At 66.8% G+C, this 15,515-nt stretch carries 12 protein-coding genes; 5 read left to right on the top strand and 7 right to left on the bottom strand.

Annotation, left to right across the window (positions count from 1 at the left end; translation table 11 throughout):
- From BLW43_RS20280 to BLW43_RS20305, 6 genes are all read right to left on the bottom strand, one after another.
- Window positions 1–312, bottom strand: a 312-nt coding sequence (locus BLW43_RS20280) for an efflux RND transporter permease subunit (protein WP_139284163.1), incomplete at its 3' end; no start/stop codon positions are given.
- Window positions 309–2,534, bottom strand: a complete 2,226-nt coding sequence (locus BLW43_RS20285) for an efflux RND transporter periplasmic adaptor subunit (RefSeq protein WP_093256260.1) — start codon at window positions 2,532–2,534, stop codon at window positions 309–311. The genes BLW43_RS20280 and BLW43_RS20285, both read right to left, overlap by 4 nt.
- Window positions 2,535–2,636: 102 nt before the next feature.
- Complete coding sequence (locus BLW43_RS20290) at window positions 2,637–3,017, bottom strand: hypothetical protein (RefSeq protein ID WP_139284164.1); 381 nt, start codon at window positions 3,015–3,017, stop codon at window positions 2,637–2,639.
- Window positions 3,018–3,149: 132 nt separating this feature from the next.
- Complete coding sequence (locus tag BLW43_RS20295; RefSeq protein ID WP_093256264.1) at window positions 3,150–3,902, bottom strand: MauE/DoxX family redox-associated membrane protein; 753 nt, start codon at window positions 3,900–3,902, stop codon at window positions 3,150–3,152.
- Between the two features lie 1,094 nt (window positions 3,903–4,996).
- Window positions 4,997–6,208 (bottom strand): acyl-CoA dehydrogenase family protein, encoded by a 1,212-nt coding sequence (locus BLW43_RS20300; protein ID WP_093256265.1) that lies wholly within the window; start codon window positions 6,206–6,208, stop codon window positions 4,997–4,999.
- A gap of 177 nt (window positions 6,209–6,385) precedes the next feature.
- Complete coding sequence (locus BLW43_RS20305) at window positions 6,386–7,261, bottom strand: bile acid:sodium symporter family protein (RefSeq protein ID WP_093256267.1); 876 nt, start codon at window positions 7,259–7,261, stop codon at window positions 6,386–6,388.
- Between the two features lie 170 nt (window positions 7,262–7,431).
- Between BLW43_RS20305 and BLW43_RS20310 the strand changes: the two genes are divergently transcribed.
- From BLW43_RS20310 to BLW43_RS20330, 5 genes are all read left to right on the top strand, one after another.
- On the top strand, window positions 7,432–9,096 hold the full coding sequence (locus tag BLW43_RS20310; RefSeq protein ID WP_093256269.1) for an AMP-binding protein: 1,665 nt from the start codon (window positions 7,432–7,434) through the stop codon (window positions 9,094–9,096).
- 277 nt (window positions 9,097–9,373) lie between these two features.
- Window positions 9,374–10,477 (top strand): OmpP1/FadL family transporter, encoded by a 1,104-nt coding sequence (locus BLW43_RS20315; RefSeq protein ID WP_093256271.1) that lies wholly within the window; start codon window positions 9,374–9,376, stop codon window positions 10,475–10,477.
- 152 nt (window positions 10,478–10,629) lie between these two features.
- Window positions 10,630–11,766: a thiolase family protein gene (locus BLW43_RS20320; protein WP_093256272.1), complete on the top strand. Its 1,137-nt coding sequence runs from the start codon at window positions 10,630–10,632 to the stop codon at window positions 11,764–11,766.
- Window positions 11,766–14,078: a 3-hydroxyacyl-CoA dehydrogenase/enoyl-CoA hydratase family protein gene (locus tag BLW43_RS20325; protein WP_093256274.1), complete on the top strand. Its 2,313-nt coding sequence runs from the start codon at window positions 11,766–11,768 to the stop codon at window positions 14,076–14,078. The genes BLW43_RS20320 and BLW43_RS20325 overlap by 1 nt, the downstream gene beginning before the upstream one ends.
- A gap of 107 nt (window positions 14,079–14,185) precedes the next feature.
- Complete coding sequence (locus BLW43_RS20330; RefSeq protein ID WP_245731150.1) at window positions 14,186–15,118, top strand: formylglycine-generating enzyme family protein; 933 nt, start codon at window positions 14,186–14,188, stop codon at window positions 15,116–15,118.
- Here the strand turns inward: BLW43_RS20330 and BLW43_RS20335 are convergent.
- Window positions 15,115–15,483, bottom strand: a complete 369-nt coding sequence (locus BLW43_RS20335) for a hypothetical protein (RefSeq protein WP_217632261.1) — start codon at window positions 15,481–15,483, stop codon at window positions 15,115–15,117. The genes BLW43_RS20330 and BLW43_RS20335 overlap by 4 nt on opposite strands.
- Window positions 15,484–15,515 lie beyond the last annotated feature (32 nt).

Below are 15,515 nucleotides of genomic sequence, written 5' to 3' on the forward strand. Positions count from 1 at the left end.
CCGAGGCCGAAGCCGCCTTCTACGCCGCTCTGGAGACACCCGAGATGGCCGCGTAGCTAACGAGAAACAGCCTCCGGGAAACCCGGCGCGGTTCATGGCGGTGGCGATGGGATAGGTTATCTGGTCCTCGACCACCTGCGGCGCCTGCCCCGGATAGGGCGTCTTGACGATCACCTGCACGTCGGACAGGTCCGGGATTGCGTCGATGGGCGTCTCGCGCGCGGCCCAGACGCCGCCGATTGTCAGCGCCAGCGCGAGCGCCAGCACCAGGAAGCGGTTGGCCAGCGACCAGCGGATGACGGCGGGGATCACTGCGCGACCTCCGCCGCCTGCGCGGCGCCGACGCCGAGCGCCGCGGACGGCCCCGGTTCCGGTTCGACGCCGACCAGCGTCATCGAGAAGTCGGGATTCTGGCGAAAGAGCAGCCGGACTTCTCGCCCGAGGGGCAGCGCATCGGGCGCAATGTCCGCCCCGAGCGCGAAGGCCATGGTCATGCCCGGCATGCCGATCTCGGCCATCGGCCCGTGGGTGATCGTCGCCGTGCGCGCAGCCGCATCAACCGCGTCGATGACGCCGTCCACCGCCATTGGCGGCGGTGCGACCGCGATGGCCTGCAGCACCATGGTCATCCCGTCGGGACGCGCGAAGGTGATCTCGCCCTCGGCGCCGACCGGCAGGGCGTCAGGGTCGGCGTCGGGCGCCAGCGCGAAATCCATTGTCATGCCGGGCATGCCGATGGCGGCGATGGGGCCGTGCGCGACGGTCGCCGTCCAGTCGGCGCGGTCGACGGCCACGATGCGGCCCGAAACGACGATGTCCGGCGCGGCGGCCGGCGCCGGCGCAGGCTGCGCCAGCGCGCCGCCGGCCGGGCGCACGGCGGTGACGACGTAGAGCCCGCCGTCGCCCTTCGCGAGATCGAACTCCACCGGCGCGTTCAGCGGCGCGTCGGCGGGGTCGAAGCCGGCTACTTCCATATCCATGGTCATCGACGGCCAGCCGAGCGCCGGGATGGGATCGTGTTCTAGCGTGATCCTGCCGTCTGGCGTGACGGCCGAGATCAGGCCGGTCCCGGTCGCGTCCACCCCGTCGTCGCCGCGCAGGTCGGTCAGCGCCAGCAGCCCGTCGGCGCCGCGCGCGGCCTCGAGGCGCACCGCGTCGCCGATGGCGAGGCGTGACAGGTCGATGTCGGCGCGCAGGGCGAACCGCGTCTCCATCGCTGGCCAGTCCAGCGCCGGGATCGGCTCGTGGCGGATCGTCGCCTGCCGGCGTTCGGCGTCCAGCGCCGACAGCAGTCCGGCGCCGGCGGCTGGCGCGTCGTCGGTCGGGGCCATGCGCGTCAGCCCGGCGTTGAGCGCGCTCTCGCTGTCGATCAGGAACTGCGCCGAGGCCACGACCTCCTCGCCCGGCGCAAGGCCCTGAACGATCTCCGTGCGCCCGCCGGCCCCGAAACCGTCGGTCAGGCCCGTGGTGACGAGGCGCGGGCGGAACACGCCGTCGCCGGTGCGCAGGATCACGCGCTCGGCGCGGCCGGTGCGGATCACCGCCTCCGCCGGCACGGTCACCGCCTCGCGGGCCTCCGCCGGCTCCAGCGCGACGGTCCCGAACATGCCGGGGCGCAGCAGCCCCTCGCTGTTGTCGAAGCGCAGGCGCACCGGCAGCGTGCGGGTCTTCGGGTCGAGCTCGGGATACATGTAGTCGATCACGCCCTCGAAGGCGCGGCCCGGCAGCGGGTCGAAACGGGCCAGAGCGGTCCTGTCCTCGGTCAGTCGCCCGATGTCGCGCTCGAACACGTCCACGATGAGCCAGACGTCCGAGAGGTCGGTCAGCGACATCGCCCGCACCTCGGGCCGCAGATACATCCCGTCCGCAGCTTCCAGAGAGATCACCACGCCGTCCTGCGGGGCCAGCACGCGCATCCGGTCCGCGGGGCGCTCGGAAGCGGCCATCTCCGCGATCTGCGCCTCGGTCACGCCGTAGTTGCGCAGTTTTCGCGTGGCGGCGTCGATCTCGGCGCGGTCGCCCCGGCGCACGCCGCGCTGAAGCTCGAGGCTCGCGACCGTGATCTCGGGGGCGTAGAGTTCGAACAGCAGGTCGCCCTTCGCCACCCGGTCGCCGATGGACCGCACCTCCAGTCGTTCGATCCACCCCTCGGTGCGCATGTGGATGTGGCTGGTGGCGTGGTCGTCGTAGGCGACGAAGCCCACCGTCTCGATCCGCTCTGCCACCGGCTCGACCCGCGCGACGGCGGTGCGCACGCCGATGGCGTTGATCTCGGCGGGCGAGAGGCGGACCTCCTCGGGGTCGCCGCCCGCCTGCTGCCCCTCGTAGACGGGAATGAGATCCATCCCCATCGGCGACTTGCCCGGCGCGTCGCGGCGGAAATTGGCGTCCATCGGTGCGACCCAGTAGAGGATCGCCGGGCCGTCGTCGCCCGCATCCCGTGGCGCGGCGAGGTGCAGCCGCTCCAGCGCCACGCCGCCGGCGAGGCCTGCGCCAAGCATGAGTATTGAAAGCGCCGTGTAGCGTCCACGCATGGGGCCGCCCCTTCGTCCGATCCGGCGAGCGGGCGTGAGCGCCCCGCCGCCGCCTGCGTCAGGCGCGCGCAGAGGCTGCGCGCGCCAGCGAGAGCGACAGGATCAGATCAGTCGGGGAGGACGTTCTGTGAAGTCGCCCACGCGCCCCCGAAGGGTCGCCTCGTCGGTCCGAATCGGCGCCGAGCCCCGCGCCACCGGCGTCGCCACCTCCGTGAAGGGCGGCGCCACGAAGACGGCGCACCCGCCGGCGCGGTCGCACCAGGCGCAGGGCTGCGGCGGGTCACGTTCCTGCGATGCGGCCGTGTCCGTGGACTTCGACCCAGCCGTGTCCGTGGACATCGCGTGCCCGTGGTGTTGGTGATCCGCCATGCCGATCGCCATGGATGCCGACATGTCCTGCATCGCCGTCATCCCGGCCATGTGCGCGGCATGGGCGACCGACTGCCCGGCGAGCGACACAAGCATCGCCAGCGCAAACGTCATGCGGAGAACACCAACGATGCGAACCTTGCACTGCATGGCTCTGAATAAAGGGAGCCCGCGCGCTTTTGTCCACAGGGAACCTGCGCAGCCGCCCGCTCAGGTCGCCACGCCGCGCGCCCAGAGTGCGCACCTTTACAAGTGCTTCGCCCACATCCACACGGCCATCGCCGCCATCATCACGTTTTCGGTGAGCGAGACGAAGCCCAGCGGCACGGTGCTGTCGCCGCCGACGCAGGCGCATTTCAACTCGCGCTTGTCGACATGGACGGCCTTGAACACTGACGCAGCGCCGACGAGTCCGATGAACAGCGCCACGGGAACCGAAAGCCAGTGCAGCGCGCCGGCGGTCATCAGCACGCCCGCCCCGGTCTCGGCATAGGGATAGATCGCGCCGTAGCGCACCCAGCGCCGGGCCAGCAGGTCGTAGTTCAGGAACATGAGCGAGAAGCCCTCGACGTCCTGGAGCTTCTGCAGGCCAAGCAGGATCATCGCGATCGAGATGAACCACTCCGCCGCACGCACGGTCAGAAGCTCGCCGAACGCCGCCCACGAGATCGCCAGCGCGGTCAGCGCCGCCACCGCGAAGATCGCGATCACGGGGCGATAGGTCGTGTCGTCGGCGTCCGCGTCGTCCTTGCCGAAATGCGCGCGCAGGTCGTCGTAGCCGCCGATGCGTTCGCCGCCGATGAAGGTCTGCGGCGTGGTCTCGACGCCGTGCTCGGCCATGAAGGCCTCGGTTTGCGCGCGCGTGGTCAGGTGATGGTCGTCCACGTCGTAGCCTTCACGCCGCAGCAGCGCCTTCGATTTCAGACCGAACGGGCAGAGATGGTCGGGCATGACCATGCGGTGCAGTTCGGCGGTCGTGGATGCGTGGTCGCGGGGCATTGTCTTCTCCTCATCGTCCGTCGACGTCGGGTGTGGCGGGCGGCAAAGACCCGGTGGATGTCCAAACCAATGATCCGCATGCCTGATCCCTTGTCACAAGAAGTCTCGCTGCCTTTCAAGTCTCGGGAGCGGGCGGGCACGCGGCACCCACAGATCCGCGCTCACAGCGCATCCGGGCGAGCCGCAGGGGCGACCATGTAAAGGCTCGGGCTCGCAGCCCATGTCTTTCGCTCGGTCTGCCCGCACTCACGTGCTCCCGGCGCCCCAGATCCCGGATGGTCGCACCATAGCGCCGGTCACGAATGACCGGCAGGGGCTGAAGGCGCCGACCCGATCATGCCGGATAAGGGAAAGGTCGAGCGCGGCATCGGCGACCAACGCGGTGCGGACGACCCCTACGCTCAGGTCTTCCACAGCCTCGAGGCGCTGCAGGCCTGGACCGACGCGCGGCGCGGGTCGAGGAGCGGTCGGACCGGCTCATCTGCCCGGCGACAGGGACCAGCGTCGCCGAAACCTGGCAGACCGAGCGCGGGCTGCTGACGCCGCTGCCCGAGACGCTGCAGGAGCCGTTCGACGTCGTCGTCCACCTGCCGGTCGGCGTCACGCCGGGGCCAACGCGTGACAGCCTGCTCCAATGGAGCTGGGCCGCCAGCCAGAAATCCGCCAACGTTAAGACAACCAGACCGCGGCCCTCGGCGTAGGGGTATCCCTGTCCACCGGAGGATCCACTTCGGTGGGCCTACTGTGACGCCGCGCCGAGGGCCTGGACGCCTGTGTACGGCGCGAAAAATGGCTCGGAGGGCCATGGAGAACGGCGCTGTCCTTATCGGGGCCCGTCGGGATAGTCTGCAACGCAAGCCCTCGTCACCGCACGGCGGCACCCGGCGGAGGGAAACCGTCAGGCGCGCCCGGATAGTTGATTTGGGTTGGCTCGACGACCAGTCGGTAGGGACGCTATTCCTCCCCGCGATCACTATCGCCGAGCTGACCGATCGCGTCAGTGCGCTGCAGTCGTCGCGCCTCTGCGCGTTCGGCTACAGTCAACATGACCCCTATTTTTGGGAGTGGTATCCCAGTGGTGATTGCCGACTTTGTCAAACGAATGCGCTATGCCCTGTCAAATGACGGCCGATAATCAAGCTCTGGATTTCCACGGTGCCTTCGTATGTTATGAGGGCCTCCATGTCACACAGATGACGCATCACATGGAAGTCGAGCGTGATCCCATTTCCCCCGAGCACATCCCGCGCCTTGCGGCACACGTCGCGCGCTTTTACCGTACAATAGTACTTCGCAAGTGACGCCTGCGTGTCGGTCATCTTTCCCTCATCGATCAGGCGGCCCAGCCGAAGAACATAAAGCTGCATCGCCGTCAGGTCGCCCAACATCTCGACCAGAATGCGCTGGATCATCTGGTTGCTGGCAATTGGTTTGCCGAACTGAACGCGCCGCTCGGCATAGGTCAAGGCGATATCATAGGCGGCCGTTGCGTTTCCGACCGCGGCCCAAGCCACACCGTTTCGTGTTCCCGCCAGCACTTTCGCCACATCCATGAACGACCGACATTTCTGCAGTCGCGCCTCTTCCGAGACGCGGCAGTCCTTCAACACGATGTCGGCGTTCTGCACGCAGCGCAGCGAGACTTTTCTCTCGATTTTGGTTGCGCTGTAGCCTGGATTGTCCCTTTCAACGATGAAGCCCTTCACCTGCTTGTCGTCGACGTCGCGCGCGAAGACGATGATGTAATCGCACCAGACCGCATTGCCGGGCCAGCGTTTGAGCCCATTGATGACCCATTCGCCGCCTTGCCGTTCCGCCGTGGTCTCCAGGGACACCGAATCCGAGCCGTGGTTCGGTTCCGTCAGGGCGAAGGCGCCGATCTTTTCGAGGCGCGCCATTTGCGGAAGGTAGTGGGCGCGCTGCTCCTCCGACCCCAGCATGTTGATCGACTGCATGGCCAAGCCCATGTGAACACCCCAGAAGGTCTGGATGCTCGTGTCGTTCCGGGCAAGTTCGGCGACGATCAGGCCGCTCCCGACCGCCGTCATGGGCCGACACCCGAAGTCTCTCAGGTTCCAATCGCCGATGAGGTTCAGTTCGGCCATTTTGGGTATGATTTCAAATGGAAATTCTCCACGCTCCCAGTAGTCATTGATCACGGGTTGGATTTCGGCTTCACCGAAGGTCCGTGTGGTATAAAGTAGATCCAGCTCGTCTTCTGAAAGCTGGTCCTTCATCACAAAATAGTCCGTTCCCCGTGCCTTGCCGATATCGCGGGCAAGTTCGGCAGTTAGCTGGTCAGTCATGCGCTTTCTCCAACGGGAGCTATCGGTGAACATGGGGACGCGGCCCGTTCATGCCGCGCGGCTTCGGGCGTCGCCCTCGACGACGTCATCGGTGTTTCAATGGAAAGGGGGTTCACGCCATTGCGGCGATCCACACGGGCCCGCCTGGACGGACCCACGCAGCGGGATTGCCGCTCTTCACAGGGCCTGAGCCGGCTCGGCCGGGCGTGTGTCGACCGCCCGAAAAGCGAGCGTCGCAAGCGAGGCGATGATCACAATGAAGACGCTGTAGAGCGCCGGCACCGCCATATAGCTCTGCTGAACCTCACCGCTGAAGGTGAAGGCGATGATGCTGAAGGCGAGCGGGCCGTTCTGCAGTCCGGTCTCGATCCCGACCGTACGGGCGTCGCGGCTGTTCAGCCTGAAGAGCAACGCCGCCCCGTAACCGAGAACGATCCCGGCCAGACCGAGCGTGATCGCCGCGGTGTAGGTGGCGGCGGACGTCTCGATCAGGAACGTGGCGTTGCGCGGGACCCAGCTGCCGACGAGAAACACGATGAACGCGACGCCGAGCCATGACCCGAGCTTCTCGGTGAGCGCGCCCGCCTTGGCGCTGGCGCGACGGATCGCCATGCCAAGCGCCACCGGAACCATCACGATGACGAGCGCGACAACGATGTTCTCGGGAGGGATCGTGAGGTCGAGCACGCCCGCATAGAAGGCGAGCATCAGCGGGATGAGCACGACGCCGCAGATCGTCGAAGCGACCGTCATCAAGACCGACAGCGCCAGATTCCCACGCGCGAAGTACGTGAACATGTTGGAGGTCGTGCCGCCGGGCATGCACGCCATGATCATCACGCCGACGGCGACCGCGTCCGCCAGCGGCAGCAGCGCCACCAGACAGAATCCGAGGAAGGGCATGATGCCGAACTGGCAGGCGAGCCCGATGGCCATGCCGTGCGGTTTCTTGAGTGCGCTGCGAAAATCGCGAGGCGTCAACGAGGCGCCCATGCCGAGCATCACAAAGAATACGATAACAGCCGATAGAATTTGTTCCAGCGGGCCAACCATAGAGCCATCCTCCCTGATCTTCTTTTACCCGAAACGCTATCGCCGACGCATTGAAGAGTTTGTTCATTAGTTTTCAGACTTGGGCGGTTTCCCGTGCGCTCCTCTCCCCAACAAAGAACTGAACCAACGCGCCAATCCCCGCGCTGCGGTCTTTCGTCGGGAGGAATGGGATGACGACGAGCGTGTATCCGACGCCGTATGAGATGTTGCGCAAATGGGCGGCGAAGACCCCTGAAAAGGTCTATCTCCGCCAGCCCATCGATCGCGTCGCGCATGAAAAAACGTGGGCGCAGGTGCACGACGAGGTGCTGAGGTTCTCCGCGGCTCTGCGGTCTCTCGGCCTGCAGAAGGGCGATGTCGTCGCAATCCTCGGCAAGAACACGGCCGAATGGTTCATCTCTGATTTCGCGATCGTCGCGGCCGGCATGATACCGGCGCCGATCTACTTCACCGCCGGGACCGACACGATCCGCTTCATTCTCGGCCATAGCGGCGCGAAGGCGATCATCCTCGGCAAGCTGGATGACGTCGAGGCGGCGCGGGAAGCGATCCCCGCGGGCATGATCACGATCTCCCAGCCCTACGACACGCTGCCCTGCGACCATCACATGACCGACCTCATCGCCGCCAACGCGCCGCTGGCGGACGTCAACCAGCCGTCGATGGATGACATCTTTTCGCTGATCTACACGTCGGGTACGACCGGAAACCCGAAAGCGATTGTCACGACATTCCGCAACATCGGTTACGGAGCCCAGTCAACCGCCGAGCATCTGAACTACTCCGAAAACGACCGACTGCTGTCATACCTCCCGCTCGCGCACATCACCGAACGGGCGGTGGTCCAGTACGCCGGGCTGTACCACGGATGCACGGTGTCGTTCACCGAGTCGCTGGCGACGTTTCCTGAGGATGTTCGCAACGCGAGCCCGACAGTCTTCATTTCGGTGCCGCGCCTCTGGATGAAGTTCCAGAGCGGCGTTCTGGCCAAGATGCCCCAGAAAAAGCTCGATTGGATGCTGCGCGTTCCGATCCTGAGCGGCATCGTGAAGAAAAAGATCAAGGCCCAGCTTGGTCTTCAAAACGCCCGCATCGCCGCATCCGGCGCAGCGCCGATTTCCCCTGCGGTTCTGCACTGGTTCCACAAGCTCGGGATCAACATCAGCGAAGGCTGGGGGATGAGCGAGACCACCGGCATGTCCGCGGTGAACTATCCGTTTCGGAAGGAGAAGATCGGCACGATCGGCGCCCCGCCGAAGGGCACTACCCTCAAGATCTCCCAAGAGGGCGAGGTGCTGATCCGCGGCGACGGCATCGTCTCGCAGTACCACAAGGATGCCGAGACGTCGGCGAAGACGTTCCGCGACGGCTGGCTGCATACCGGCGACCGGGGCCAGATCGACGCCGAGGGCTGCCTGCGGATCACGGGCCGGGTCAAGGAGCTCTTCAAGACGGGAAAGGGCAAATACGTCGCGCCGGTGCCGATCGAAAGCCTTCTCGCCGAAAACCCCTATGTCGAGCAGATCTGCGTCACGGGCCTCGGCCTGCCCCAACCCGTCGCCATCGTGGTCATGGCCGATCAGGGCGGTCATAATCATCTCCAGGAAAGCAGCGAAGAAGTCGCAGGGCTAGCGGAAACGCTTAAGAAGACGAACAGCCGCCTCGAGGCGCATGAGAGGCTGAGCCACATCATCGTCGCCCGTGACCCGTGGACCATCGAGAACGGGCTCCTGACGCCGACGCTGAAGCTGAAGCGCAACCTGATCGAGAAGAAATACGCCGATCTCATCTCGAAACCGAGCCGAAACCCGGTGGTGATCGAGCCGTCGCTGTAGTGGCGCCGGCCGACGACGGCGCGGTCGGAACGGGATCGCGCGGCGGGCCGGGCAACGCGCGGGACTGCGATCAAGTCGACGGCGATGAGCGCTACGCGATGCCGCCATGCGGACGCATCGCTCGGTCGCTGCGACCCAGGCCGGTGGCCTGAAACGGAACCGGCGATCGCGATGGTTCAGGATCACCGAACGCAAGAGAAGCGCTCACCGCAAGGGGCGGCGCGTCAACAAAAAAATGAAGGGAGACAAAATGAACAAAATAATAACGAGCGCGATCATGGTGATCGCGCTGAGCGCCGGAGCCCATGCCGGCGGCTTCGAAAGATCGGACCAATCGGTCGCCGTTCTCTTCAAGGAAGGCCGCTACCTGGAATTCGCCGTGAGGGCGGGCTTTCCCGAGGTCGACGGCGTCGCTACGGCGACTTCACCCACTCCGGGCGTGGAGAGCGGCAACATCGCCGAGAATTTTGTCGACTTCTACGCCGCGTTCAAGTTCGACATCAATGAACGTTTCTCCGCAGCGATCGTCTACGACGAGCCGTTTGCAACGGACATCGCCTATCCGACCTCCGGTTATTTCCTCTCCGGAGCCAACGCGGAACTGAAGATCCGCGAGCTGGCGGGTGTTCTGCAATACAATCTGCCCTCGAGCATGGCCGTGTTCGGCGGGGGCCTCAGCGTCTACGGTGGGCCGCGTCTGAGCTACACGATCGCAAACGCCGAGATCCCGACGTCGAACGGGTACAGCATCGACACGGATAACCAGTTCGGCTTCGGATTTCTCGGCGGCGTCGCATGGGAGCGCCCCGAATTGGGCATGCGCGTGGCGCTTACCTACAACTCGGAGATCAAGAACGACCTCGACAGCACGGAAACTCTTGCGAACGGAACTGTGGTTAATGGCGAGACTGCGCTTGATACGCCGCAATCGCTCACGCTGGAATTTCAGACGGGTCTCAACCCAAAGACGCTGCTCTTCGGTTCGGTTCGCTGGGTTGAGTGGGGGGATTTCACGATCAAGCCGCCGCTGTTCAGCAGCGCTGCCGGCAACCCTCCGCTCGCGTTCTTCCCCGATGACACGATCACCTACCGGCTGGGCCTGGGCCGGCGGCTCACCGAAGACTTCTCGATTTTCGGGGACGTCAGCTACGAGCCGGAGTCCGGCGGCCAGACCGGCAATCTGACGCCCCGGGACGGATTCTTGAGCTTCGGGGTGGGCGGCACCTACGATTTCGAGAAGGTCAGCGTCACGCTCGGGGCGCGGTACGCCCTCCTCGGCGACGCCGACACGGTGCCTGCCCCTGGCGGTCCCAATGTCGCACAGTTCCGCGACAACTCGGCGTTCTTCGTCGGCGCCCGGCTCGGGTTCGACCTGAACTGAGATCGCGCCACCGCTGCGCGCGATGTCGCCAATGGCCGCCCGGTCAGTCGCCAGATCGGAACGACTGGCGGGCGGCAAGACTGAGAGAAACGGTCGGCGCCACCCGATCTCGGCGTCGCCCGCGACATCATCCCAGCAAGGAAGGCCGCCCAGTGGAAAAAGCCGTCATCGCCGGGTACGCCCGGTCCCCGTTCACGCTCGCGCGCAAGGGCGCGCTGCGCGCCGTCCGACCCGATGATATGGCTGCGGCCGTGGTGCGCGGGCTCGTCGATCAGACCGGCGTCGAGCCGACCGACATCGAGGACCTGATCATCGGCTGCGCCTTCCCGGAGGGCGAGCAGGGGTTCAACATCGGCCGCATGGTCGCGTTGATGGCGGGACTGCCGGAGAGCGTCGGCGGGGCCACGGTCAACCGCTATTGCGGCTCGTCGATGACCGCGATCCATATCGCTGTGGGATCGATCGCCGCGGGCGCCGGCGACGTTTTCATCTGCGCCGGCGTCGAGAGCATGACCCGGGTGCCGATGCTGGGCTTCAACCCGATGCCCAATCCCGCTTTCGCGGACGGCATGCCCGCGGCCTATATCGGGATGGGCGACACCGCCGAGAACGTGGCCATGCGCTGGCAGATCAGCCGCGCGGATCAGGAGGCTTTCGCCGTCGCCAGTCAGGCCAAGGCGGCGGCCGCGCAGGCAAGGGGTGACCTGATCCCCGAGATCGTGGCCATCGACAGCGCCGCCGGCGCCGTGGCCGAGGACGGTTGCCTGCGTCCGGGCACCACGACAGAGGGTCTGGCGGAGCTGAAGCCCGCCTTCAGCCAGACGGGGTCTGTCACCGCGGGCACGTCGTCGCCGCTGACCGACGGCGCCGCCGCCACGCTCGTCTGTTCCGAGAGCTACGCACGGGCGCACGGTCTGCCTGTCCTCGCGCGGATCCGCAGCATGGCGGTCGCCGGATGCAGCCCCGAGATCATGGGCATGGGCCCTGTCGGCGCCAGCAGGAAGGCGTTGGAGCGCGCCGGCCTGTCCGCCAAGGACCTCGCACTCATCGAGCTGAACGAGGCTTTCGCGAGCCAGGCGCTGGCCTGCATCCGGGACCTCGATCTTGATCCTGAAAGGGTGAACCTCGACGGCGGCGCCATCGCCATCGGCCACCCGCTCGGCGCCACCGGCGCGCGGATCACGGGCAAGGCCGCGTCCCTGCTGAAGCGCGAAGGCGGCGATTTCGCGCTGGCCAGCCAGTGCATCGGCGGCGGGCAGGGCATCGCCACTGTCCTCGAGGCCGTATGATGAGCGAAATCCGGAAAGTCGGCGTGATCGGCGCCGGCGTGATGGGCGCCGGCATCGCCGCGCATGTGGCCAACGCCGGGACGCCGGCCGTGCTGCTCGACATCGTGCCGGCCGACGCCCGGGACCGGAGCGTCATCGCGAAGAACGCGCTGGCGAAGCTGGAGAAGGCCAGGCCGGCGGCCTTCATGACGCGGTCGGCGGCGCGACTGGTCACGCCCGGCAACATCGAGGACGACCTCGGCTTGCTGACCGACTGCGACTGGATCGTCGAGGCCGTGATCGAGCGGCTCGATATCAAGCACGCGGTTTACGCCAAGATCGACGCGCACCGGAAGCCGGGGGCGATCGTCTCCTCGAACACGTCGACCATTCCGGTCGCGATGCTGACTGACGGCATGGGCGACGCCTTCGCCGCCGACTTCGTGGTCACCCATTTCTTCAATCCGCCGCGGTACATGCCCCTGATGGAGCTGGTGACCGGCCCGACGACCCGACCCGAGGTCGTCGAGGCGATCACCGCCTTCTGCGATCGCCGCCTCGGCAAGGGCGTCGTCCGGTGCAACGACCGCCCGGGCTTCATCGGCAATCGCCTCGGCGTGTTCTGGGGCCTGACGGCGGTGGGCGCCGCCTTTGATCTCGGCCTCACCGTCGAGGAAGCGGACGCGGTCATGGGCAGCCCCGTCGGCATTCCGAAGACCGGCGTCTTCGGCATGACCGATCTCGTCGGGCTCGACCTGATGCCGCTGGTCGCCAAGAGCCTCGGCGACGCGCTGGAGGAGGACGATCCGTTCCAGCGCCTGGTGCGTCCGCTGCCCCTGATGAAGCGGATGATCGCAGAGGGCTACACCGGGCGTAAGGGCAAGGGCGGTTTCTACCGGATCGACCGGGCGGCGGGCAGACGCAAGGAGGCGATCGACCTTGCGACGGGCGAATACCGCCCCTCGGTCAAGCCGGACATTCCCGTGCTCATGGCCGCGCGCGGCGACCTGCGCGCGCTGCTCGACGACGACAGCAAGTTCGGCCGCTACGCCTGGCGCGTGCTCAGCGACACGCTGGCCTACGCCGCGACGCTGGTCGGGGACGCGGCCGAGAGCGTCGAGGCGATCGATGAGGCGATGCGGCTCGGCTACAACTGGCGGCACGGTCCCTTTCAGCTCATCGACCGCATCGGCGTGGCCGCGCTGGTCGAGCGGCTGCAGGCGGAGGGGCGCGCAGCGCCCGCGCTGCTGCTGGAGGCGGACGGACGTTCATTCTACCGCGTCGAGGGTGGCGCGCGACAGGTGCTCCGGTGCGGCGATTACGCGGCGCTGCCGCGACCGAAGGACGTGCTTTTGCTCGCGGACGTCAAGCTGGCCTCGAAGCCCGTCTTCACCGCGGAGGCGGCGTCGCTCTGGGATATCGGCGACGGAGTGGCCTGTTTCGAGATCACAACGCCGATGAACGCAATCGACCGGGACGTGCTGGCCTCGCTCGACGCGAGCCTCGACCGGACCGGGCGGGATTTCCGGGCGCTCGTGCTTTACAGCGACGAACCGCATTTCTCGGTCGGCGCCAACCTTCGCGGCATGGCCTCGGCGCTCGACGACCCGGCCGCGGTCGGCGAGGTCGTCGCCTACGGCCAGCATGTGCTGACCCGCATGCGCGACACGTCCTTCCCCGTCGTCGCCGGCGTCGCGGGCATGGCGCTTGGCGGCGGATGCGAGGTCGTGCTGCACGCCAACGCCGCGCAGGCGCATGCGGAGTGCTACATGGGGCTCGTCGAGGTCGGCGTCGGCCTCGTCCCCGCCTGGGGCGGATGCAGCGAGATGCTGCGTCGGCTGGGGGCCGCCAGAGGCATGCCGCGCGGCCCGATGCCCGCCGCGATGAAGGCGTTCGAGACGATCTCGACAGCCAAGGTGTCGAGCTCGGCGGCGGAGGCCATGGAGATGGGTTTCCTGCGTCCCACCGACGGCGTCACCATGAACCGCAACCGTCTGCTGGCGGACGTCAAGGCGAAAGCGCTTGCGCTGGTCGCCGATTTCGCCCCGGTCGAGCCCGCAAGCTACCACCTGCCGGGGCTCTCGGGCGAGACGCTCATGGTCTCGGCGGCCGAAGGCATGGCGCGCATGGGGCTGGCCTCGGCCCATGACGTCACGATCTGCGGCAAGCTGGCCCACATCCTGTCGGGCGGCGGGGCCGACCCGATCGAGCTCAGCGACGAGCGCCGGGTGATGGCGCTGGAAAAGACGGCCTTCGTCGCCCTCTTGCAGGCGCCGAAGACGCGGGAGCGCATCGCGCATATGATCGAAACCGGCAAACCGCTGCGCAACTGACGGTAGCCTTGGGCCGATAGGGCCCCTGACGCGCGCGACGGCGCATGCCTATGCGCGCCGCCAATCCGCCCGGCGGCGCGGACACAATTGAGGGTCGAGCAGATGCCATGGTCAGCCTGACGAACAAGACCATGCTGGCGCTAACGGCGGTCGCGGGAGGCTTCATCGCCATGATCGCGGTCGTGGTCGTTTATGGCGGCCTGTTCGTCAGGAGCGCCAGCGAGACCTGCGCTCTGGATGAGGCCGGGCTGGGCGGGTTCGTGGACATCCCCGGCGGCGGCTTCATTCTGGGAGCTGATCCTGTCTACGCCCATGAGGGCCCGCCGCGGAGGGTGTTCGTCTCACCCTTCCGCCTGCAGGCCCATGAAGTGACCAACAGCCAGTTCGCCGGTTTCGTCGCCGCGACCGGCTACGTCACCGAAGCGGAAATCACGCGCGGCTCGGCGCTGTTCGAGGAGAGCGAGACGCCGGACGTCTTTCTGTCGTGGTGGTCGCTGAGCCCCTCAGCCACATGGCGGACGCCGGACGGCGCGGGATCGGATATCGAGGGCCGCGCCTTGCACCCGGTCGTCCATGTGACGCTGAACGACGCGCGCGCCTATGCGGCGTGGGCGGGCGGTCGCCTGCCGACGGAGGTGGAGTGGGAATACGCGGCGAGCCTTGGCCTGTTCGATCCGGCCGACCCTGAGTCGGGCATTCGGGCGCGCGACGGGGCGGCGCGCGCCAACATCTGGACGGGCGTCTTTCCCGTGATCAACACCCGGCGCGACGGCTTCGCCGGAACGGCGCCCGTCGGATGCTTCGAGCCCGGCCTGACCGGCGCCTACGACATGATCGGCAATGTCTGGGAATGGACGACCACACCGTTCTCGCCCGGCGTGCCGCGGTTCACCATCAAGGGCGGATCGTATCTGTGCAGCGAGGGGTACTGTCGACGCTACCGCGCGGCGGCGCGCGAAAGCCTCGAGGGCGATTTCAGCACCGCCCACATCGGCTTCCGTCTCGTGCAGGACCCGGCACGCCGCGGCGGCGGGACCTAGCGACCGGCCTCGGGCATCCTTTCCGCCGTGAAGACCAACAGCGCCGCCGCGACGATCTCGAACACGATCATGTCGAGTGTCAGTCCGGCCCCGTGCACTGACCAGGCGATCAGACGTCCGGCCGCAGCGAAGCTGAGCAACATGACCGGCGGATAGAGCCAGACAGACCGCATGGTGATCAGCGCGATCGCGATGGAGCCGCCGAGCGTCAGGAAGAACGCGGCGAGATCGCCGATCTGCGTGGTCAATCCGTCGCCCGTCAGCAGCTCCATACGCATCTGTCGCGCGACGAAGTCAGGGACAACCAGCCAAAGAAGCCCCGTGACAACGAAGAAGCCACTGAGCGCGCCGGCGACGATCTTCAAGTATTTGGGCATGTCCGTCTCCAATCTGCGGG

Origin of the sequence: Rubrimonas cliftonensis (genome assembly GCF_900107585.1) — a bacterium.
Taxonomy (GTDB): Bacteria; Pseudomonadota; Alphaproteobacteria; order Rhodobacterales; family Rhodobacteraceae; genus Rubrimonas; species Rubrimonas cliftonensis.

What these genes read in the sequence shown, in the direction of transcription:
- BLW43_RS20285 (WP_093256260.1), bottom strand. Translation starts at nt 2,534, where the DNA reads ATGCGTGGACGCTACACGGCGCTTTCAATACTCATGCTTGGCGCAGGC.
- BLW43_RS20290 (WP_139284164.1), bottom strand. Translation starts at nt 3,017, where the DNA reads ATGACGTTTGCGCTGGCGATGCTTGTGTCGCTCGCCGGGCAGTCGGTC.
- BLW43_RS20295 (WP_093256264.1), bottom strand. Translation starts at nt 3,902, where the DNA reads ATGCCCCGCGACCACGCATCCACGACCGCCGAACTGCACCGCATGGTC.
- BLW43_RS20300 (WP_093256265.1), bottom strand. Translation starts at nt 6,208, where the DNA reads ATGACTGACCAGCTAACTGCCGAACTTGCCCGCGATATCGGCAAGGCA.
- BLW43_RS20305 (WP_093256267.1), bottom strand. Translation starts at nt 7,261, where the DNA reads ATGGTTGGCCCGCTGGAACAAATTCTATCGGCTGTTATCGTATTCTTT.
- BLW43_RS20310 (WP_093256269.1), top strand. Translation starts at nt 7,432, where the DNA reads ATGACGACGAGCGTGTATCCGACGCCGTATGAGATGTTGCGCAAATGG.
- BLW43_RS20315 (WP_093256271.1), top strand. Translation starts at nt 9,374, where the DNA reads ATGGTGATCGCGCTGAGCGCCGGAGCCCATGCCGGCGGCTTCGAAAGA.
- BLW43_RS20325 (WP_093256274.1), top strand. Translation starts at nt 11,766, where the DNA reads ATGAGCGAAATCCGGAAAGTCGGCGTGATCGGCGCCGGCGTGATGGGC.
- BLW43_RS20330 (WP_245731150.1), top strand. Translation starts at nt 14,186, where the DNA reads ATGGTCAGCCTGACGAACAAGACCATGCTGGCGCTAACGGCGGTCGCG.